Source organism: Caballeronia sp. DA-9, from assembly GCF_051615025.1.
Classification (GTDB): Bacteria; Pseudomonadota; Gammaproteobacteria; order Burkholderiales; family Burkholderiaceae; genus Caballeronia; species Caballeronia sordidicola.
This window is the reverse complement of the sequence record NZ_CP195133.1, coordinates 2,445,761-2,463,773: the sequence shown is the minus strand read 5'-3', so window position 1 is coordinate 2,463,773 and position 18,013 is coordinate 2,445,761. Positions and strand designations below refer to the sequence as shown.

The window sequence follows — 18,013 nt, the reverse complement described above, 5'->3', positions numbered from 1 at the left end:
TCGCCGCGTCGGGCCGGGAACGTTGGGTGCTCGACACGCCAATGCACGGCGCGATGCATCGGCAGGCGGGCCGTGGCTATAATGACCTTGAATATTCAGTCGTTTTCGGCGGGCGTGAATCAAAGTGTTCGGAAAAGCGTCCCGCTGAATGTCTTACGTTTTGTCCATTATCCCCACCCTGTTGTTTGTCGATGAGCAACGGGTAAAACACTCAAGTCAGGAACGCCGCGACGGTCCTGGTGCCTGGCGCGGGGTGAGCAGCGCGCAAGGAGGCGGTGATGCTTGAAGCACTTTCGCTGGCAGCGGGACTCTCCTGGGCGAGCGGGCTACGGCTGTATCTGACTGTGTTCGTGGCGGGACTGTTCGAACGGCTGGGCCTGATACATCTGCCTGAAACGCTCTCGGTGCTGGCGTCTCCATGGGTGATCGGCGCGGCTGCGGTGCTGACCATCGTGGAATTTTTCGCCGATAAAATCCCCGCCTTCGACTCGCTCTGGGACGCCATTCACACGTTTATCCGCATTCCGGCCGGCGCCGTGCTGGCCGTTGGCGCATTCGGACATGCCGATCCGGCGTTGCTCACCGTCGCGGCGCTCGCCGGCGGCACGCTCGCGGGCGCGGCGCACCTGGCGAAAGCCGGGACGCGCGCGCTGATCAATTTATCGCCGGAACCGGTGTCGAACTGGGTTGCTTCCGCCACGGAAGACTTCGGTGCATTGCTCGGCATCACCCTCGCGTTGTTCGTGCCGCTGTTGTGCCTGGTGCTGATCATCGCGTTCCTGCTGTGCGCCGGATGGGCGCTACCGCGGCTCGTGAGAGGCGTGCGCGGGGGATTCGGCCGGATGGCCAAACACATGCTGCCCGTTCCAAGCGTCAGTGCGCGGGTGAATTCCAGTGTCGGACCGTTCAGGAGCAAGCACGATTGAGCATTGGTACCCTGAATAGCGGCAGTTCGGATTCGAAGCAGGCCTTGAAGCAGGATTCGAAACGGGATTTGCATCAACGTGGGCTGGGGATCGTGCAGATCGCACGTCAGTCGTGGCGCATGACGGCGCGCGACTGGCGCGCCGGCGAACTGACAATGCTCATTCTCGCGCTCGTTCTGGCGGTTGCCGCGCTGGCGAGTGTCGGTTTTCTCGGCGACCGGATGCGGCAGGGGCTGGAGCGCGATGCGCGGCAAATGATTGCGGCGGATTTTGTCGTGCGCGCCGATCATCCAGTTGATCCCGCGTTTGCCGCCGAAGCGGCGCAACTCAAGCTCAGGACGGCGACCACCGCGATTTTCCCCAGCATGATCAGCGCCGGCGTTCCCGGCGCTGCTTCCGCGCCCGTGGCGCGTCTGTCCGCACTCAAGGCAGTTTCGCCCGGGTATCCGCTGCGCGGCGCGTTGCGCATTGCGCCAGCGGCCGGTCAGCCCGATGCGCCTGCCATGTCCATTCCCGCGTCCGGCACCGTCTGGGCCGATGCCGCTTTGCTCGATGCGCTGAAAGTGCCTGTCGGCGGAATGGTTCGCGTGGGCACGCGTACGTTCACGGTCGCAGCCATCATCACGCGTGAACTGGATCGCGGTTTTTCGTTCGTGAGTTTTTCGCCGCGCCTGATGATGCGCGACGACGAACTCGCCTCCACCGGCCTCGTGACCTTTGGCAGCCGCGTGACGTATCGGCTATTGGTGGCCGGGCCGGATGCGCAGGTCAAGCAGTTCGCCGAGTTCGCCCGCGACAAGGTCGATGGAAAAGCGAATGGCGCGTCAAACGGATCGAATGGCGCAGCAAGCGGCGCAGCGGCGCAAGGCGGCAAGCTTCGCGGGGTTGCGCTCGAATCGCTGCAGGACGGCCAGCCGCAGGTGCGTCAGACCATCGACCGGGCGAGCCACTTTCTCACCCTCGTTTCGTTGCTGACCGCGTTGCTTGCCGCGGTCGCGATTGCGATGGCGTCGCATCGCTTCGCGCGCCGTCATCTCGATGGTTGCGCCGCCATGCGCTGTCTCGGCGTGAGTCAGACGACGTTGCGGTCGTTGTTTATCGGCGAGTTCTTGCTGGTGGGCATTCTTGGCAGCGTGGTGGGGGTCGTGCTCGGTTTCGGCGGCCATCTTGTGTTGCTCAGCTGGCTAGGAACGCTTGTCGATGTCGAATTGCCGTCGCCGAGCATCTGGCCTGCCTTGCAGGGCGTGGCAACGGGGCTCGTGCTGCTGCTTGGGTTTGCCGTTCCACCGTTGTTGCCGCTCACGCGCGTGCCGCCGGTGCGCGTGATTCGCCGTGAACTCGGCGACGCAGGCCGGATCGCCTGGGTCGCCTACGCGGCCGGCGTGCTGCTGTTCGCCGGCCTGCTCGTGATCGCGGCGGGCGAGTTGAAGCTCGGCGGGATCGTGGCGGGCGGTTTCGCGGGCGGGCTGCTCGTGTTCGGCGGGATTGCGCGCGTGGCGCTCTGGGCGGCCGCGCGGTTTGTGCGCAGCGAGCGCGTGGGCGCAGGCGTGGGCTGGCGTTATGCGCTGGCGTCGCTGGAACGGCGCAGCGGGGCGAGCGCGTTGCAGATCACGGCCTTGGGTATCGGTTTGATGTGCCTGTTGCTGATCGCCATGACGCGCAGCGATTTGATCGCCGGCTGGCGGCAATCGACTCCGCCCGATGCGCCCAATCAGTTTCTGATCGATATCCAGCCCGACCAGCGCGCCGGCGTCACCACGTATCTGAAGCAGCATGGACAGGCCGACGCGGCGTTGTCGCCCATGGTTCGCGGCCGTCTTGTCGCGGTCAACGGCAAGGCTGTCAGCCCGGACAACTACGAGAAAGCCGATGCCAAACGGCTGGTCGACCGCGAATTCAACCTCTCGTACACCACAGAACTACCAAGCGACAACCGCCTGGTCGGCGGCGACTGGTACGGCACGGACGGCAAGCCGCAGGTATCCATAGAACAAGGGCTTGCCAAGACCATCGGCGTGAAACTGGGCGATACATTGCGCTTCGACGTCGCCGGCATGCAGGTCGAGGGGCCGGTCACGAGCTTGCGCAAGGTCGACTGGAATTCGTTCAAGGTGAACTTCTTCGTGCTGATGCCGCCGCCGTCCATCAGCGACCTGCCTGCCACGTTCATTACGAGCTTTCATTTGCCGCCGGGGCAGCAGGGATTGATCGACGGACTGGTCGGCCAGTATCCGAACGTGACCGCCATCGATACCGCGCCGATCCTCGCGCAAATCCAGCGCGTGCTGGAACAGGTGATCGGCGCCGTGCAGTTCCTCTTCATCTTCACGCTGGCAGCTGGCGTGCTCGTGTTGTACGCCGCGCTTGCCGGCACGCGTGACGAACGCATGCGCGAGTCCGCGCTGCTGCGCGCGCTCGGCGCGTCGCACAAGCAGGTGCGCTCGGTGCAGACGGCGGAATTCATCGCGGTTGGCGCACTAAGCGGCCTGATGGCGGCGCTTGGCGCGCAAGGCATAGGCTTTTTGCTGGCGACGCGCGTGTTCGAGTTTCACATCGACTTCAATCCGTGGCTCGTGCCGGCTGGCATTGCGGCGGGCGTCGTCTGTTCGGGGCTGGGCGGCTGGATGAGCCTGCGCCGCGTGCTGTCGCGTCCCGCATTGCAGTCGCTGCGGGACGCCTGAGATATTTTTTGATAATCAAGCATGACCGACGCAACATCCCAGGAAACGCAGCAAGCTACGGCATTCGAATTGATCGGCGGCGAGGAGCGTGTCCGTGCGCTCGTCGACCGGTTCTATGACTTGATGGATCTGGAACCCGAGTTTGCGGTACTGCGTGGCTTGCATCCGCCTACGCTCGACAATTCCCGCGACAAATTCTTCTGGTTCCTGTGCGGCTGGATGGGCGGCCCCGATTACTACATCAGCAAATTTGGCCATCCGCGCTTGCGCGCGCGGCATCTGCCGTTCGCGATTGCATCGCCGGAGCGCGATCAATGGCTGCGCTGCATGGCGTGGGCAATGGAAGACATCGGGCTCGCCGAGCCCATGCGTGAACGCCTGCTCACGTCCTTCTTCGATACCGCCGACTGGATGCGCAATCGTCCCGGCTGAGCGGTAAAAACCTATCGTCCGCCGGCGACATCGAGCAACGCGCCCGTCACATAAGACGACGCGTCCGACAAAAGCCACACAATCGATTCCGCGACTTCATTAGCGGTTCCGGGCCGGCCGAGCGGGGCCAGCGCACCCAATTGCGCCGCGCGGTCCGGCTTGCCGCCGCTCGCGTGAATCTCGGTATCGATCAGTCCCGGCCGCACGGCATTCACGCGCACGCCTTCCGGTCCGAGTTCCTTGGCAAGCCCGATGGTCAGCGTATCGACGGCGCCTTTGGAACCGGCGTAATCCACGTACTCGTTGGGTGAGCCCAGCCGCGCCGCCGCAGATGAAATATTCACGATCGACCCGCCGACACCGCCGCGCTTCGTCGACATGCGCCGCGCCGCTTCGCGCGCGCCGAGATAGGCGCCGAGGACGTTGGTATCGAAGATGCGTTTCATGCGCGCCACGTCCATGTCGGCCAGCGGCGAACCCGGCGCGACAATGCCCGCGTTGTTCACGAAGCCATCGATCGGGCCGAAAGCCTTCTCGGTGGCGTTGAACAGGGCGACCACGTCCGCTTCCTGGCTGACGTCGCCCTGGATTGCGATAGCGCGCCCGCCCGCAGCCTCCACTCGGGCGACGGTTTCATCGGCGGCGGCGCGGTTCGTCGCGTAGTTCACGCCGACCGACCAGCCGCGCGCCGCGCACAACAAGGCGGCCGAGCGCCCAATGCCGCGGCTCCCGCCCGTGATCAAGACGATCTTTGGCATCTTCAACGTTCCTGGTTCAGACAGCGTCGCGTTTCTCGGGCCAGCGATCGATAGCCGGCGGTGCGTAAGCCTTGAGCGCGCCGATCAGTTTCACCGGATCGGATTCGACCTGAAGCATGTCGAGGAACGGCGCGCGCATGAAACCTTCCTCGACCGTATGACGCAGCATGTCGAGAAGCGGATCGTAGTAATGGTCGATGTTCAGCAGTGCAACGGGCTTCTCGTGGTATCGAAGCTGCGCCCACGTATAAACCTCGAATAGCTCTTCGAATGTGCCAACACCGCCTGGCATCGATACAAACGCATCCGAGAAATCGGCCATTTTTTTCTTGCGCTGATGCATGTCGGGTACGACGTGCAGTTCCGTCAAGCCTTTGTGGCCGACTTCCTTGTTCATTAGCAACTCGGGAATCACGCCGATGGCGCGGCCGCCGTGCGCCAGCACTTCGTCGGCGATCGTGCCCATCAAGCCGACGCTTCCGCCGCCATAGACCAGCGCGAGATCCGCTTCGACCAGCGCGCGTCCGAACGCCTTGGCCGCTTCGGCATAGACCGGCCGGGCTCCGTTCGAGGAGCCGCAATATACGCAAACTGCTTTCATTAGATAGGTTCCTTGGGCGCGCCGTCGTCCTTTGGCGCGCGGTAGTCGGCAAAGACGCGCTCAGGCATTTTCCCCGACACGAGGTCATCGAAAATCTGCCGCGAACGGCCGCGCAAATACGGCGCCATCACCGAGATGATATTCAGGCTTGCCTGATGCAATTCCGCGCGAATCGTGTCCTGCTCGTTGTATTTGCGCGGGTTCATGACGAACTGATACGACAGCCAGTACGTCGCGATAATCCCCATGTTGGTCGCGATCACCTTGATCTCCGCGGGCGTCGCGACCATTTCGCCGTCGGCGACAAGCGCGTCGCAGAGCTGCTGCGCGAAGTTCACCTTGTGCGTGATGATCTGCTTGAAGTGCGTTTCCAGCGTGCGGTTGCGGGCAAGCAGGTCATTCAGGTCGCGGTACAAAAAGCGGTATTGCCAGAGGAAATCCGCCATGTACTGCAAGTAAGACCACATTTCGTCAATAGTCGGCCGGTGGTCGTCCGGAAACCGCAGCCGCTTTTCGATCAGTTGCTCGAACTGCGCGAAGATGCTGTTGATGATGTCGTCTTTGTTGCGGAAGTGGTAGTACAGATTGCCTGGACTGATCTCCATCTCTTCCGCGATGGTCGTTGTCGTGACGTTCGGTTCCCCGATGTCGTTGAAGAGCTTCAGCGACAGTTCGAGAATCCGTTCACGGGTGCGGCGGGGAGGTTTTGCTTCCATGTCGTCCGGACCTGGTTGACCGGCTCCCCGCGAGCGCCGTCTGGGCGGCGGCGCGTCGAGCCTTGGGAACCGGAGGCTGTCTTGAATATCGGACGATTATAAACGGGTGGTTCGCGGGGTGGGCTCGCCTCAGAACAGCGCGAGCGCCCATCGCCAGAGAAGCGGACCTACGATCAGTCCCCACGTCAGCACGCACACCAGCAACGCGACCATTACCGCCGCGCTGCCAAAGTCTTTCGCGCGCTTGGAAAGCTCGTGGCGCTCGAGCGAAATCCGGTCGATAGCCGCTTCCACGCTCGAATTGAGCAGTTCCACCATCAAGACGAGCAGCACCGACGCAATCAGCACCGCGCGCTCCACCGGCGAGACCGGCACGAAAATTCCGCAAGGCAGGAGGATGGCCGCGAGCGTGAGTTCCTGACGGAACGCGCTTTCCTCGCGGATTGCCACGCGAAAGCCGTTCAGCGAGTTTTTCATCGCGTGCCAGGCGCGTGTCAGGCCGCGATTGCCCTTGTACGGATTGAAGGGCAGGGAGCCGGGCGTATCGTCGGGACTTAGGGGTTCGTGGGCGTGCGGCGGAGCGTCGATGCCAGCGCTCACCTCTTCATGATCGAAGGGCTCACGGTGAACATAAAGCAACGAGTCCGCTTGCACTGAAGGTTTGGCTTTCACATTGCGGGTCGGTGGGAATGCATTGATTCACGGTTTTTTGCAGGCACAGTATGCCTGCCGTGAGGAGCGGCTGCACAGCAGGCGCCGCTTCTACGCCGCGGCCTGCTTCTGAGTTGCGCCGTGCGCGCCGAGCGGCTTCAGATGCGAGGCAAATTGCTCCGATGCCGCGCGCCACGAAAACTTTTCTGCCCACGCGCGCGCATCGGCACGTTCGATCTTGAGCGCGCGCAGACAGGCTTCCTGCAGGTCTTCATCGAGCGCGCCGGGTCCGTCCGTTCCCAGCACGTCGATAGGACCGGTCACCGGATAAGCCGCCACCGGCGTGCCGCATGCCATGGCTTCGAGCAGCACCAGCCCGAAGGTGTCCGTGCGGCTCGGGAACACGAAAACATCGGCGGCTGCATACACTTTTGCAAGCTCGGCTTGCGACAACACGCCGAGATAGTTCACGTTCGTATAGCGCGATTTCAGTTCCGCAAGCGCCGGACCTTCGCCCGCCACCCACTTCGAACCGGGCAGATCCAGCTTCAAAAAAGCCTCGACATTCTTTTCGACAGCAACCCGTCCAACGTACAAAAAGATCGGCCGCGTGGTGTTGAGAACCTTCGAGTCCATCGGTTGAAAGATATCCAGATCCACGCCGCGTGTCCACAGCACCACGTTCGTGAAACCGAACTTTTCCAGGTCGGTTTTTACAACCGGTGTGGGCGCCATCACCGCTTGTGACGGCTTGTGAAACCAGTGCAGGAACTTGTACGTCGCGGCGAGCGGAATGCCAAAACGGGCCTGAACGTACTCGGGAAATCGTGTGTGATAAGCGGTCGTGAACGGCAGCTTGTGGCGGATGGCAAATGAACGCGCCGCCATGCCAAGCGGGCCTTCCGTTGCAATGTGCAATGCATCAGGCGCGAACTCTTCAATGCGTTGTGCCACGCGGCTTCGCGGCAACAGCGAAAGCCGGATCTCGGGATACGTCGGGCACGGTATGGTCTTGAATTCGAGCGGCGTCAGCAATTCCACGCGATGTCCCAGCGCCGTCAGTTCGCGGCTCGTGCTTTTCAATGTCCGCACGACACCGTTGACTTGAGGTTCCCATGCGTCGGTCACGATCATGATTTTCATTCGATGGCCTCTCGGTTGTTAAGCGCTCAGGCGGTTGCCCCGGCCTTTTGTGCGTGGTGTTCCGGCGAGCGCAGTACCGTCCAGTACACGATCTTGAGTTCGCCTTCGAAGGTCTCGACGAGCGCTGACAGGCTTTCGACCCAGTCGCCGTCATTGCAGTAGAGAACGCCGTCGATGTCGCGGATCTCCGCTTTGTGAATGTGGCCGCAGACCACGCCATCGCAGCCGCGCCGGCGCGCTTCGTCGGTCATCACGGACTCGAACTTCGAGATGAAGTTGACTGCGTTCTTGACCTGATGCTTGAGGTATTGCGAGAGCGACCAGTAGTTCAGGCCAAAGCGGCTGCGCACGCGATTGAACCAGCGGTTGAGCAGCAGAATGAGCGTGTAGAGCGTGTCGCCGAGATAGGCGAGCCATTTGGCGTGCTGAATAACGCCGTCGAAGAGATCGCCGTGGACAATCCACAAGCGCTTGCCGCCAAGCGTGGTGTGAAACGCTTCCTGGCGTACGTGGATGTCGCCGAATGCGAGGTCGCAGAACTGGCGCGCGGCTTCGTCGTGATTGCCGGGGATGTACACCACCTGCGTGCCCTTGCGGGCCTTTCGCAGGATCTTCTGGATCACGTCGTTGTGCGCCTGCGGCCAGAACCAGCCTTTACGAAGCTGCCATCCGTCGATGATGTCGCCCACCAGATACAAGTATTCCGAATCATTGTGGCGAAGAAAATCGAGCAGATAGTTCGCCTGGCAGCCGCCGGAACCCAGGTGGATGTCGGAGAGCCAGATGGTGCGGTATCGGTGGTCGGCGGGGTTGTCGTCGGGGCCGCTGGCGGGGCGGAAAGCCGGCTGGGGGATGAGGTTGGCGCTGGTACTTTCTGGCGGGGCGGGCGGTGCGACGTCGGTGCGAAACGCGATGGCTTCCGCATCGCGCAGGGTAATGCCTAACAGATCACTCAGGTTACTCGCAGACGATTTGGTGGCCATGGGCGCGCGCAACGGGTTGCAGTGAGCCCATTGCGCCACGCGCGCATGACGGTGCCATGACAGTCACAAAAACTTCTTATTGGCGAGAGGTGGTTGGGTCGCGGCAATCGAGCCGAAACTTATCGCGATAAATGAAGCACGCGCAAGGTCAACTTTCAGCGCTGATTTTGCCCCTATACTCCCCGGTTTCCAGTGGAATCCTAAGCAAATGGACAATGTAACGGTACGTCCAGTCGTGCACGTTTCGACGTGCAAGATCTGCAATTCTCAAGCGCCTCTTTACGGTGTTGCCGATTTCAACAAAAGTTGTGAAGAAGCGCGCGGACGCTACCTGCCGCTCGTTGGTGTGCCGGTTTATTACCATCGATGCAACCACTGCGGCCTTGTTTTCACGCGCGCATTCGATGACTGGACCAAGGCCGACTATGCGCAGCACATCTACAACGAAGACTATGTGCTGATCGATCCGGATTACATCGATGTACGGCCGGCGTCGAATGCAGGATTCATTCGAGATTTCATCAAGAAGGGGCGAGACCTGAAGTGCCTGGACTATGGCGGCGGCAATGGAACGCTGGCGCGATTGTTACAGGAAGCCGGAGTAGACGCCCACAGTTGGGACCCGATGGACGCAGTCGGCTCACCGTCACCTTCGGGTCCCTTCGACTTTATTAGCGCTTTCGAAGTGCTCGAACATACGCCGAAACCCGTTGCGACCGTCCGGGAAGCGTTGAGCATGTTGAGCCCGCGCGGCGTGCTGGTGTTTTCGACATTGACCATCGATCACGTGCCCGCACGCGGCATGGACAACTGGTACATCGCGCCGCGCAATGGCCACATCACGCTTTACACGCGCCGCGCCTTGTTGACGCTATTCGAGGGGGAGGGGTATCGCGTGCATCATTTCAACAACAACCTGCACATGGCGTTGAACCACGATCCAGACTGGCTGAGCTAGAACGCAAGCGGTTTGTCAGTCGCTCAAGCGGCGGCTGGCGAGACGGCCACCACGCGCGTTCCGGCCAGACGGTCGTGCAGGAATTGCCGGGAGGGATCGAGCCAGACAGCGGCTGCCCATACTACGATCCAGCCGGCGCACAGACCCAGCGTGACGGGGATGGTCAGGCCAAGCAGCGGATGCAACGCGAGCGGCGGCAGGAACCACAGCCACGCAAGCGCGAACCGCAAGACGGCGCGCGCTGTGGAAACTTTGGCTCCGCGTGCATCGACTACTTTCAGGCGCCAGGTTTTCATCGGCAGCGTCTGGCCGCCGTGGGTCCAGAAGTACACGAAATAGACCGCCAGCACGATCCCGATCCACGTCATCAACAGGTTGTGATGGGTCAGTCCGTTACGTTGCTGGGTGAGCGTGCTGAACAGATATCCGGCAATAAACACGATCCCAAAAAGGATCACGCCTTCATAGACCATCGTGGCGAGGCGCCGCCGAAGCTTGGGCGCGACCAATGGGGCCCGCGCGAGTGATTCGGAGGAAGCACTCTCCATGGTTCAGGAACCGTTGAAGATCGAGGGCGCCTGTTGAGGCGATACGGGGATCGGCGTGGCGGGAACAAAGCTCGCGGCACTCGGAATGGCCGGGGAAACGGGCGCGGGCGCCGTAGGTTGCGCTTGCGTTGGCTCGGACGCGTGCGGATGCTCCCGGCTGGTAATCAGCCGGTTAATGTCCTTGACTTCGGTTTTTCCAGAGGGCGGCGCGCTGACAACCGTCGGCCGGCGCGGTTTTTCGGTCGCCGCGAGCTTTTTCTTCTGCTCTTCAGGAAGCTTTTGATACGCGTCCCAGGCGCGCTCGCGCTTTTCAACCGGAACGGATTTGGAAACCTGGTAATTTTCCCGCGCGACCTTGCGCTGGTCCGGCGTCATGCGCGCCCATTCCGCCATGCGTTCGTGCAATCGCTTTTGTCCCTCTGGCGAGAGCTTGTGATACCGCGACGCAATCTTCATCCATTTGAGCTTTCGCTCTTCGCTGAACTGATCCCATTGCGTGGCGAAAGGCGCAAGCGCGGTCCGCTGAGCTTCGGTGAGCCGGCTCCAGGCGAGAGGGCTGTCGGGAGAAAGCGAGGAGAGCGGAGCTAGTACCTCACCCGCGCTTGCGCCCGTGGGCGCGGACGCGACAGTAACGGCGGAAGCGGCCGGGTAGAAACGCGGATAGGTGGCGGCAAACGCGACAAGTCCCGCAATTGCGCATCCAAAGACAATCGCGAGGCCGCGCTTGTAACTCACCCGATAACTCCTGCAGACTTAATGATTGCGCGTCAGGTACGCGTTGAAACCGTGGTCGAGATACGCGTCGAGAGGAAGATTGTCGCTCAGCATGGCGGCGTCGATATCGGCGAGTTCGGCGGTGCGCTGCTGATCTTCCCAATACGCAATGCCGGCCAGCCCGATCACAAGCGCGAGCAGCGGCCAAGCAAGCGTAAGGCGCGAAAAGCGGCCGCGTTTGCCGGCGGAGCGAGGACCAGCGCCTGCGGCGCCAAAGCCGGGCGCCATGCCTGCGCCAGCGAGTGCAGGCGCAAAGACCGGCGCCGCGACTTTCTCCGGTTTCTTGCGCGCGAGCGCCGTCCGGCGCGCCGCCGCGAGCTTGTCGAGCGACGCTGCGGGCAGCGTTGTAATACTTTCGTCAAGCGCGCGGCGTACCTTCAGCGCGAATTCGGCTTCTTTCTGATCAAGAGCGTTGCTCATAGCGTGATTCCTTTCGCCTTCAGCGCGTGTGCCAGCGCATGCGTGGCCCGCGAGCAATGCGTTTTTACGCTGCCCTCAGAGCAGCCCATTGCAGCGGCGGTTTCGGCGACATCCATATCCTCCCAGTAACGCATGAGAAACGCTTCCCGTTGACGTGCTGGCAGTTTCTGGATTTCCGCGTCGATCAGATTTAGCACCTGTTCGCGCTCAAGCCGGCTTTCGCTGCTCTCCGCACCGACCGTGCCATCCTGCGATTCGAAGGTTTCGAGGGGGTCGAATTCGTCGTCGTCGGCGTTGCCGAACGATGAAAACAGGCTCACCCACGTATTCCTGACCTTCTGGCGCCGGAAATAGTCGTGCGTTGCATTCTGCAGGATACGCTGAAACAAAAGCGGCAATTCGGCCGGAGGGCGGTCGCCGTATTTTTCGGCGAGCTTGATCATCGCATCCTGAACGATGTCGAGCGCCGCGTCGTCGTCACGTACGGTGTACACCGTCTGCTTGAACGCGCGCCTTTCGACGCCCGCCAGAAAATCGGCGAGTTCCTTGTCTGATGCCATCCGTGAGGCCCGGCGCAACGAGTGTGCGTCGATAAGGGTTGGTGAGAGGTTAAAAACCTGCGGATGCTAGCAAACTTTTGGGTGAACAGCGAGGAATTGCACCATCGCCGGACGATGAATAACAGACTTTTCTACGGAATTTCAGAGAATTCTGAGCCTTTCGACCGCGAATCCGGTCTGTTCCAGCGGCAAGTCCGGGAAATTTTTGCTTGACGGACTTTATTGCCTCGGGCTATCGTTTCCGACTCGCATCATAAAGTGAACTGTCTCTTTGAGGCGAGCCCAAGAAGCCCGCTTCCCATTTAGACGCGCCGCTTGAACCCGAGCCACAAGCCCGGCAGAGAGCACCCAATCAATTTTTTGCCGAAAATTCGAAAGGTGAATGTATGAATATGCCCAGCGCGGAATTCTCCACGTCGGATACGACTCCTCCACTCGAAGCGCAATCCATTGGCGGCACCGTGCTCATGCGCGCGCTGGCCGACGAGAACGTCGAGTTTATCTGGGGCTATCCCGGCGGCTCGGTACTTTATATCTACGACGAGCTGTACAAGCAGGACCAGATCCAGCACATCCTCGTGCGCCACGAACAGGCCGCGGTTCATGCCGCCGACGCCTATGCGCGCTCAACGGGCAATGTCGGTGTGTGCCTTGTGACATCCGGCCCCGGCGTCACCAATGCGGTGACCGGTATCGCCACGGCTTACATGGATTCCATCCCGCTCGTGATCATCAGCGGTCAGGTTCCAACTGCCGCGATCGGCCAGGATGCGTTCCAGGAGTGCGACACGGTCGGCATCACGCGTCCATGCGTGAAGCACAACTTCCTCGTGAAGGACGTGCGCGAACTTGCCGCCACCATCAAGAAAGCGTTTTTTATCGCGCGTACAGGCCGTCCCGGCCCGGTGCTGATCGACATTCCGAAGGACGTGTCGAAGACGCCTTGCAAGTACGAGCCGATCAAATCCGTCTCGCTGCGTTCCTACAACCCGGTCACCAAGGGCCATTCGGGCCAGATCCGCAAGGCCGTGCAGCTTTTGCTCTCGGCAAAGCGCCCGTATATCTATACCGGCGGCGGCATCATCCTGGCGAACGCTGCGCGCGAGCTGAACCAGTTCGCCGACCTGCTCGGTTATCCGGTCACGAATACGCTGATGGGCCTGGGCGGCTATCGCGCGGACAAGAAGCAGTTTCTCGGCATGCTCGGCATGCATGGCACGTACGAAGCCAACATGGCCATGCAGCACTGCGACGTGCTGATTGCAATCGGCGCGCGTTTCGACGACCGCGTGATCGGCGATCCGGAACATTTTGCGTCGCACGCGAAGAAGATCATTCACATCGACATTGATCCGTCGTCCATCTCCAAGCGCGTGAAAGTCGATATCCCCATTGTCGGCGACGTGAAGGAAGTGTTGAAGGAACTGATCGAGCAGTTGCAGACGGCCGAACACGGCCCGGATACCGCGGCGCTCGCCGACTGGTGGAAGGACATTGAGGCGTGGCGCTCGAAGGACTGCCTCAAGTTCGATCGCGAAAGCGAAATCATCAAGCCGCAATATGTGGTCGAAAAGGCCTGGGAGCTCACCGGCGGCGAAGCATTCGTCTGCTCGGACGTGGGCCAGCACCAGATGTGGGCCGCGCAGTTCTACAAGTTCAACCATCCGCGCCGCTGGATCAATTCGGGCGGTCTCGGCACTATGGGCTTTGGCCTGCCGGCGGCCATGGGCGTGAAGATGGCGCATCCGGACGACGAAGTGCTGTGCATCACGGGCGAAGGCTCGATCCAGATGTGCATCCAGGAATTGTCGACGTGCAAGCAGTACAACACGCCGGTCAAGATCATCTCGCTGAACAACCGCTATCTCGGCATGGTTCGCCAGTGGCAGCAGATCGAATACAAGAAGCGCTACTCGAGTTCGTACATGGACGCGCTGCCTGATTTCGTGAAGCTCGCGGAGGCATATGGCCATGTGGGCATGCGCATCGAGCACACGCGCGACGTCGAACCGGCGCTGAAGGAAGCGCTGCGCCTGAAGGATCGCACGGTGTTTCTCGACTTCCAGACAGATCCCACCGAAAACGTCTTTCCGATGGTCCAGGCAGGCAAGGGCATCACGGAAATGCTGCTCGGATCGGAAGATCTATAACGGCTGTTTTCTCGTGCGGATTCGCGCGCGCCCGTCTTCACAAAAGACGCCGGCCCGCGCACGGATCTCGCGAAAACGCGCTATCTAACTGGATTAATCGGGAACGCAAACATCATGAGACACATCATTTCCGTGCTGCTGGAAAACGAACCGGGCGCGTTATCGCGTGTCGTCGGGCTCTTTTCGGCGCGCGGCTACAACATTGAGACCTTGACGGTGGCGCCGACCGAAGACAGCTCGCTGTCGCGGCTCACCATCGTTTCCATTGGCTCGGACGACGTGATCGAACAGATCACGAAGCACCTGAACCGCCTGATCGAGGTGGTGAAAGTGGTCGACCTGACAGAGGGCGCCCACATCGAGCGCGAGCTGATGCTGATCAAGGTAAGGGCGGTCGGCAAGGAACGGGAAGAGATGAAGCGGATGGCGGATATCTTCCGCGGCCGCATTATCGATGTCACCGAAAAAAGCTACACGATGGAACTGACGGGCGCTTCCGACAAGCTCGATGCCTTTATTCAGGGGCTCGATGCGACGGCGATTCTGGAAACCGTGCGCACGGGAAGTTCCGGCATTGGCCGGGGCGAGCGCATCCTGAAGGTTTGAGAACCGCTGTAAAGAACCCGTATTATTGGCATCCACTTCAACGCATCATCGAATCAACGAATTCAACTTAAGGCAAAGGAACCGACATGAAAGTTTTCTACGACAAAGACGCCGATCTCTCCCTCATCAAGGGCAAGCAGGTCACGATCATCGGCTATGGCTCGCAAGGCCATGCGCACGCACTGAACCTGAAGGACAGCGGCGTGAACGTGACGGTCGGCCTGCGCAAGAACGGCGCATCGTGGAGCAAGGCTGAGAAGGCCGGACTGAAGGTCAAGGAAGTGGCCGAAGCCGTGAAGGGCGCAGATGTGGTCATGATGCTGCTGCCGGACGAGCAGATCGCCGAAGTCTACAAGAACGAAGTGCACGACAACGCCAAGGAAGGCGCTGCATTGGCATTCGCGCACGGTTTCAACGTGCATTACGGCCAGGTCATCCCGCGCGCCGACCTCGACGTGATCATGATCGCCCCGAAGGCGCCGGGTCACACCGTGCGCGGCACGTACGCACAAGGCGGCGGCGTTCCGCACCTGATCGCGGTCGCGCAGGACAAGTCGGGCTCGGCGCGCGACGTGGCTTTGTCGTATGCAGCGGCGAACGGCGGCGGCCGTGCCGGCATTATTGAAACGAATTTCCGCGAAGAAACCGAAACGGACTTGTTCGGCGAGCAAGCTGTTTTGTGCGGCGGTACGGTCGACCTGATCAAGGCTGGCTTCGAAACGCTGGTGGAAGCCGGTTATGCGCCGGAAATGGCTTACTTCGAATGCCTGCATGAACTGAAGCTGATCGTCGACCTGATTTATGAAGGCGGTATCGCCAACATGAACTACTCGATCTCGAACAACGCCGAATATGGCGAGTACGTGACGGGTCCGAAGATCGTGACGGCTGAAACGAAGAAGGCGATGAAGCAGGTTCTCATGGACATCCAGACCGGCGAGTACGCGAAGAGCTTCATCATTGAAAACCGTGCGGGTGCGCCGACGCTGCAATCGCGCCGCCGTCTTACGGCCGAGCACCAGATCGAAACGGTTGGCGCCAAGCTGCGCGCAATGATGCCGTGGATTGCCGCCAACAAGCTGGTCGATCAGTCGAAGAACTAAATATCGCCTGATTTTGCTTGAACGACCGGCGTTGTTTGCCGGTCATAGTGAAGACCGAAAGCCGTCCGGGGTCGTTGGGCTCCGGACGGCTTTTGCTATCCTACGGTTTTACTAAAAATACAGAACCTGTTCATGAACTATCCACATCCGATCATCGCGCGCGAAGGCTGGCCGTTTATTGCCATTGCGGTTGTCATTGCCGTGTTGATCCAGGCCATCGGCGGCTTTGGTTTTGCCTGGCCGTTCTGGCTGCTCGCGATCTTCGTCGTGCAGTTTTTCCGCGATCCCGCCCGCCCGATTCCCGTTCAGGCCAACGCCGTGCTGTGTCCCGCCGATGGCCGGATCGTCGCTGTGGAAACGGCTCACGACCCTTACGCGAATCGCGAAGCCCTGAAGATCAGCGTGTTCATGAACGTGTTCAATGTGCACTCGCAGCGCTCGCCAGTCGATGGCGCGATCAGCAAGGTCGAGTATTTCCCGGGTTCGTACCTGAACGCCGCCGTCGACAAGGCATCGACCGAGAACGAGCGCAATGCCATCGTGATCCAGACCGCGGCGGGGCACACGGTCACGTCGGTGCAGATCGCGGGGCTGATTGCGCGGCGCATTTTGTGCTATGTCCACGTGGGCGAGCCGCTCAATCGTGGCCAGCGTTATGGTTTTATCCGCTTTGGATCGCGCGTTGACGTGTATTTGCCGGTGGGAAGCCGTCCGCGTGTGGCGATTGGCGAGAAAGTATCGGCGTCGTCCACGATTCTTGCCGAGTTCGCCGAGTAATCGAGCTCGTCCAGCTAATCGAGCTGAAACAAACAGTTTAAACAAGCGGTAAAACCAGGCTGCACAACGGAGGACTCGATGGCGGCACTCAAACCGCGCCGGACGCGAAGCACCGCAACACCACCGCGGGCGTTTCGCCGCAACAAATCGACGCAAGATATTGGCGTGCTCGAAACGAGGCGTGCGAAGCGGCAACAGTTTTTGAGGAAGCGCGGCATCTATTTGCTGCCCAACGCATTCACCACGGCGGCGTTGTTCTGCGGGTTTTTTGCGGTCGTGCAGGCCATGAACGTGCGCTTCGAGATTGCGGCTATCGCGATCTTCGTGGCCATGGTGCTCGACGGCATGGACGGCCGTGTCGCGCGCATGACGCATACGCAAAGCGCGTTTGGCGAGCAGTTCGACAGTCTCTCGGACATGGTGTCGTTCGGCGTCGCGCCCGCGCTGGTCATGTACGAATGGATCCTGAAGGATCTTGGCCGCTGGGGCTGGCTCGCGGCTTTCGTCTATTGCTCGGGCGCGGCGTTGCGGCTTGCGCGCTTCAACACGAACGTGGGCGTAGTCGATAAACGCTATTTCCAGGGCCTGCCGAGTCCGGCTGCGGCGGCGCTGATCGCGGGTTTCGTGTGGCTCGCAACCGATAACCGCGTGCCGCTCAAGCTGGTATGGCTGCCGTGGGTGGCGTTTGCACTGACCATCTATGCAGGTGTGACCATGGTGTCGAACGCGCCGTTCTACAGCGGCAAGGCGCTCGACGTCCGTTTTCGCGTACCGTTCGCCGGGGTGTTGCTGGTGGTGGTGGCGTTTGTGCTCGTGTCGTCCGATCCGCCGCTGATGTTGTTTGGACTTTTTGTGCTTTATGGCTTCTCGGGCTATGCCTGGTGGGGATATATGAGTTTGAGAGGACGGCCGAATCCGGCACGCTCATCGGAAAAAGCGCATTAATATGGCGCGCATCGGTTTTTACGGCCGATGCGCTTTTTTTGTGGCTGCGCAGTCACAAAACCCCAATCGCTCCGATCGGAAAGCCCAATTGCACGCTCTCAAAAATGCCGTTATAGTCTGCGAATGAATTTTTTCTCCCATCTCCTCTCGTTGTCCCTAGCCGGTGCGCCGCTACGCGCGCTACCGCTACTAGCGCGCCTGCCGCGCTAAGCTTCCCGCCTCCCGTCTGCTCGTTCGTGGTTTTCGACGCCAGCGGTGGCGCGAACACCCGAATTCCGTAT

General features: G+C 60.8%; 18 protein-coding genes and 1 pseudogene. 9 read left to right on the top strand and 10 right to left on the bottom strand.

Translation table 11 applies throughout. The annotated features are described in order from the left end of the window. The first annotated feature begins 278 nt into the window (after positions 1-278). The 3 genes from ACRWA7_RS27550 to ACRWA7_RS27540 all read left to right on the top strand — a co-directional run bounded on the left by ACRWA7_RS27550 (position 279) and on the right by ACRWA7_RS27540 (position 4,039). The gene (locus tag ACRWA7_RS27550) at positions 279-926 is read left to right on the top strand and encodes a DUF4126 domain-containing protein (protein WP_060858487.1); all 648 of its coding nucleotides are present in this window, start codon (positions 279-281) and stop codon (positions 924-926) included. Between the two features lie 119 nt (positions 927-1,045). Next, positions 1,046-3,607: an ABC transporter permease gene (locus ACRWA7_RS27545; RefSeq protein WP_438396802.1), complete on the top strand. Its 2,562-nt coding sequence runs from the start codon at positions 1,046-1,048 to the stop codon at positions 3,605-3,607. Positions 3,608-3,628: 21 nt separating this feature from the next. Next, on the top strand, positions 3,629-4,039 hold the full coding sequence (locus ACRWA7_RS27540) for a group II truncated hemoglobin (protein ID WP_060858488.1): 411 nt from the start codon (positions 3,629-3,631) through the stop codon (positions 4,037-4,039). An 11-nt stretch (positions 4,040-4,050) separates the two neighbouring features. On the opposite strand, the gene ACRWA7_RS27535 is transcribed toward ACRWA7_RS27540, so the two are convergent. From ACRWA7_RS27535 to ACRWA7_RS27510, 6 genes and pseudogenes are all read right to left on the bottom strand, one after another. After that, positions 4,051-4,797 carry an SDR family oxidoreductase gene (locus ACRWA7_RS27535; protein WP_438393496.1) on the bottom strand — a complete coding sequence of 249 codons (747 nt, stop codon included), beginning with the start codon at positions 4,795-4,797 and terminating at the stop codon, positions 4,051-4,053. Positions 4,798-4,813: 16 nt separating this feature from the next. Next, positions 4,814-5,398 (bottom strand): TIGR00730 family Rossman fold protein, encoded by a 585-nt coding sequence (locus tag ACRWA7_RS27530; RefSeq protein WP_060858490.1) that lies wholly within the window; start codon positions 5,396-5,398, stop codon positions 4,814-4,816. Continuing rightward, on the bottom strand, positions 5,398-6,114 hold the full coding sequence (locus ACRWA7_RS27525) for a TetR/AcrR family transcriptional regulator (protein WP_438393494.1): 717 nt from the start codon (positions 6,112-6,114) through the stop codon (positions 5,398-5,400). The genes ACRWA7_RS27530 and ACRWA7_RS27525 overlap by 1 nt, the downstream gene beginning before the upstream one ends. Positions 6,115-6,243: 129 nt before the next feature. Further along, on the bottom strand, positions 6,244-6,753 hold the full coding sequence (locus ACRWA7_RS27520) for a diacylglycerol kinase (protein ID WP_438396801.1): 510 nt from the start codon (positions 6,751-6,753) through the stop codon (positions 6,244-6,246). A 123-nt stretch (positions 6,754-6,876) separates the two neighbouring features. Further along, a complete protein-coding gene (locus ACRWA7_RS27515; RefSeq protein WP_060858493.1) occupies positions 6,877-7,908 on the bottom strand; it encodes a glycosyltransferase family 4 protein in 1,032 nt (343 codons plus the stop codon). A gap of 26 nt (positions 7,909-7,934) precedes the next feature. Beyond that, a pseudogene (locus ACRWA7_RS27510) lies at positions 7,935-8,726 on the bottom strand (UDP-2,3-diacylglucosamine diphosphatase); the annotation flags it as partial. A 373-nt stretch (positions 8,727-9,099) separates the two neighbouring features. On the opposite strand from ACRWA7_RS27510, the gene ACRWA7_RS27505 reads away from it, so the two are divergent. Continuing rightward, positions 9,100-9,849, top strand: coding sequence for a class I SAM-dependent methyltransferase (locus tag ACRWA7_RS27505; protein ID WP_438393491.1), 750 nt, complete (start codon positions 9,100-9,102; stop codon positions 9,847-9,849). A 23-nt stretch (positions 9,850-9,872) separates the two neighbouring features. Here ACRWA7_RS27505 and ACRWA7_RS27500 read toward each other — a convergent pair whose 3' ends face one another. Genes ACRWA7_RS27500 through ACRWA7_RS27485 form a run of 4 tightly spaced genes read right to left on the bottom strand, consistent with a single transcriptional unit; the run spans position 9,873 to position 12,151 of the window. Then, a complete protein-coding gene (locus tag ACRWA7_RS27500) occupies positions 9,873-10,397 on the bottom strand; it encodes an RDD family protein (protein WP_060858496.1) in 525 nt (174 codons plus the stop codon). Positions 10,398-10,400: 3 nt separating this feature from the next. Next, entirely contained in the window at positions 10,401-11,132 is a 732-nt protein-coding gene (locus ACRWA7_RS27495; protein WP_438393489.1) for a DUF3106 domain-containing protein, read from the bottom strand. Positions 11,133-11,150: 18 nt separating this feature from the next. Beyond that, positions 11,151-11,591, bottom strand: a complete 441-nt coding sequence (locus ACRWA7_RS27490) for a DUF3619 family protein (protein WP_060858498.1) — start codon at positions 11,589-11,591, stop codon at positions 11,151-11,153. Further along, complete coding sequence (locus tag ACRWA7_RS27485) at positions 11,588-12,151, bottom strand: RNA polymerase sigma factor (RefSeq protein WP_056354030.1); 564 nt, start codon at positions 12,149-12,151, stop codon at positions 11,588-11,590. The genes ACRWA7_RS27490 and ACRWA7_RS27485 overlap by 4 nt, the downstream gene beginning before the upstream one ends. A gap of 386 nt (positions 12,152-12,537) precedes the next feature. Here ACRWA7_RS27485 and ACRWA7_RS27480 point away from each other — a divergent pair, with 386 nt between their 5' ends. The 5 genes from ACRWA7_RS27480 (at position 12,538) to pssA (ending at position 17,732) form a co-directional block, all read left to right on the top strand. Continuing rightward, on the top strand, positions 12,538-14,301 hold the full coding sequence (locus tag ACRWA7_RS27480; RefSeq protein WP_060858499.1) for an acetolactate synthase 3 catalytic subunit: 1,764 nt from the start codon (positions 12,538-12,540) through the stop codon (positions 14,299-14,301). A gap of 114 nt (positions 14,302-14,415) precedes the next feature. Next, entirely contained in the window at positions 14,416-14,907 is a 492-nt protein-coding gene (ilvN, locus tag ACRWA7_RS27475) for an acetolactate synthase small subunit (RefSeq protein ID WP_047844600.1), read from the top strand. 86 nt (positions 14,908-14,993) lie between these two features. After that, positions 14,994-16,010, top strand: coding sequence for a ketol-acid reductoisomerase (ilvC, locus tag ACRWA7_RS27470; protein WP_438393486.1), 1,017 nt, complete (start codon positions 14,994-14,996; stop codon positions 16,008-16,010). A 132-nt stretch (positions 16,011-16,142) separates the two neighbouring features. Continuing rightward, positions 16,143-16,787 (top strand): phosphatidylserine decarboxylase, encoded by a 645-nt coding sequence (locus ACRWA7_RS27465; RefSeq protein WP_060858501.1) that lies wholly within the window; start codon positions 16,143-16,145, stop codon positions 16,785-16,787. A gap of 78 nt (positions 16,788-16,865) precedes the next feature. Further along, complete coding sequence (pssA, locus tag ACRWA7_RS27460) at positions 16,866-17,732, top strand: CDP-diacylglycerol--serine O-phosphatidyltransferase (RefSeq protein WP_060858502.1); 867 nt, start codon at positions 16,866-16,868, stop codon at positions 17,730-17,732. The last annotated feature ends 281 nt before the right edge of the window (positions 17,733-18,013 follow it).

Excerpts from the sequence above, each read along its gene's own strand:
- ACRWA7_RS27550 (WP_060858487.1), top strand. The coding sequence starts at position 279 with ATGCTTGAAGCACTTTCGCTGGCAGCGGGACTCTCCTGGGCGAGCGGG.
- ACRWA7_RS27545 (WP_438396802.1), top strand. The coding sequence starts at position 1,046 with ATGACGGCGCGCGACTGGCGCGCCGGCGAACTGACAATGCTCATTCTC.
- ACRWA7_RS27540 (WP_060858488.1), top strand. The coding sequence starts at position 3,629 with ATGACCGACGCAACATCCCAGGAAACGCAGCAAGCTACGGCATTCGAA.
- ACRWA7_RS27535 (WP_438393496.1), bottom strand. The coding sequence starts at position 4,797 with ATGCCAAAGATCGTCTTGATCACGGGCGGGAGCCGCGGCATTGGGCGC.
- ACRWA7_RS27530 (WP_060858490.1), bottom strand. The coding sequence starts at position 5,398 with ATGAAAGCAGTTTGCGTATATTGCGGCTCCTCGAACGGAGCCCGGCCG.
- ACRWA7_RS27525 (WP_438393494.1), bottom strand. The coding sequence starts at position 6,114 with ATGGAAGCAAAACCTCCCCGCCGCACCCGTGAACGGATTCTCGAACTG.
- ACRWA7_RS27515 (WP_060858493.1), bottom strand. The coding sequence starts at position 7,908 with ATGAAAATCATGATCGTGACCGACGCATGGGAACCTCAAGTCAACGGT.
- ACRWA7_RS27505 (WP_438393491.1), top strand. The coding sequence starts at position 9,100 with ATGGACAATGTAACGGTACGTCCAGTCGTGCACGTTTCGACGTGCAAG.
- ACRWA7_RS27500 (WP_060858496.1), bottom strand. The coding sequence starts at position 10,397 with ATGGAGAGTGCTTCCTCCGAATCACTCGCGCGGGCCCCATTGGTCGCG.
- ACRWA7_RS27490 (WP_060858498.1), bottom strand. The coding sequence starts at position 11,591 with ATGAGCAACGCTCTTGATCAGAAAGAAGCCGAATTCGCGCTGAAGGTA.
- ACRWA7_RS27485 (WP_056354030.1), bottom strand. The coding sequence starts at position 12,151 with ATGGCATCAGACAAGGAACTCGCCGATTTTCTGGCGGGCGTCGAAAGG.
- ACRWA7_RS27480 (WP_060858499.1), top strand. The coding sequence starts at position 12,538 with ATGAATATGCCCAGCGCGGAATTCTCCACGTCGGATACGACTCCTCCA.
- ilvN (WP_047844600.1), top strand. The coding sequence starts at position 14,416 with ATGAGACACATCATTTCCGTGCTGCTGGAAAACGAACCGGGCGCGTTA.
- ilvC (WP_438393486.1), top strand. The coding sequence starts at position 14,994 with ATGAAAGTTTTCTACGACAAAGACGCCGATCTCTCCCTCATCAAGGGC.
- ACRWA7_RS27465 (WP_060858501.1), top strand. The coding sequence starts at position 16,143 with ATGAACTATCCACATCCGATCATCGCGCGCGAAGGCTGGCCGTTTATT.
- pssA (WP_060858502.1), top strand. The coding sequence starts at position 16,866 with ATGGCGGCACTCAAACCGCGCCGGACGCGAAGCACCGCAACACCACCG.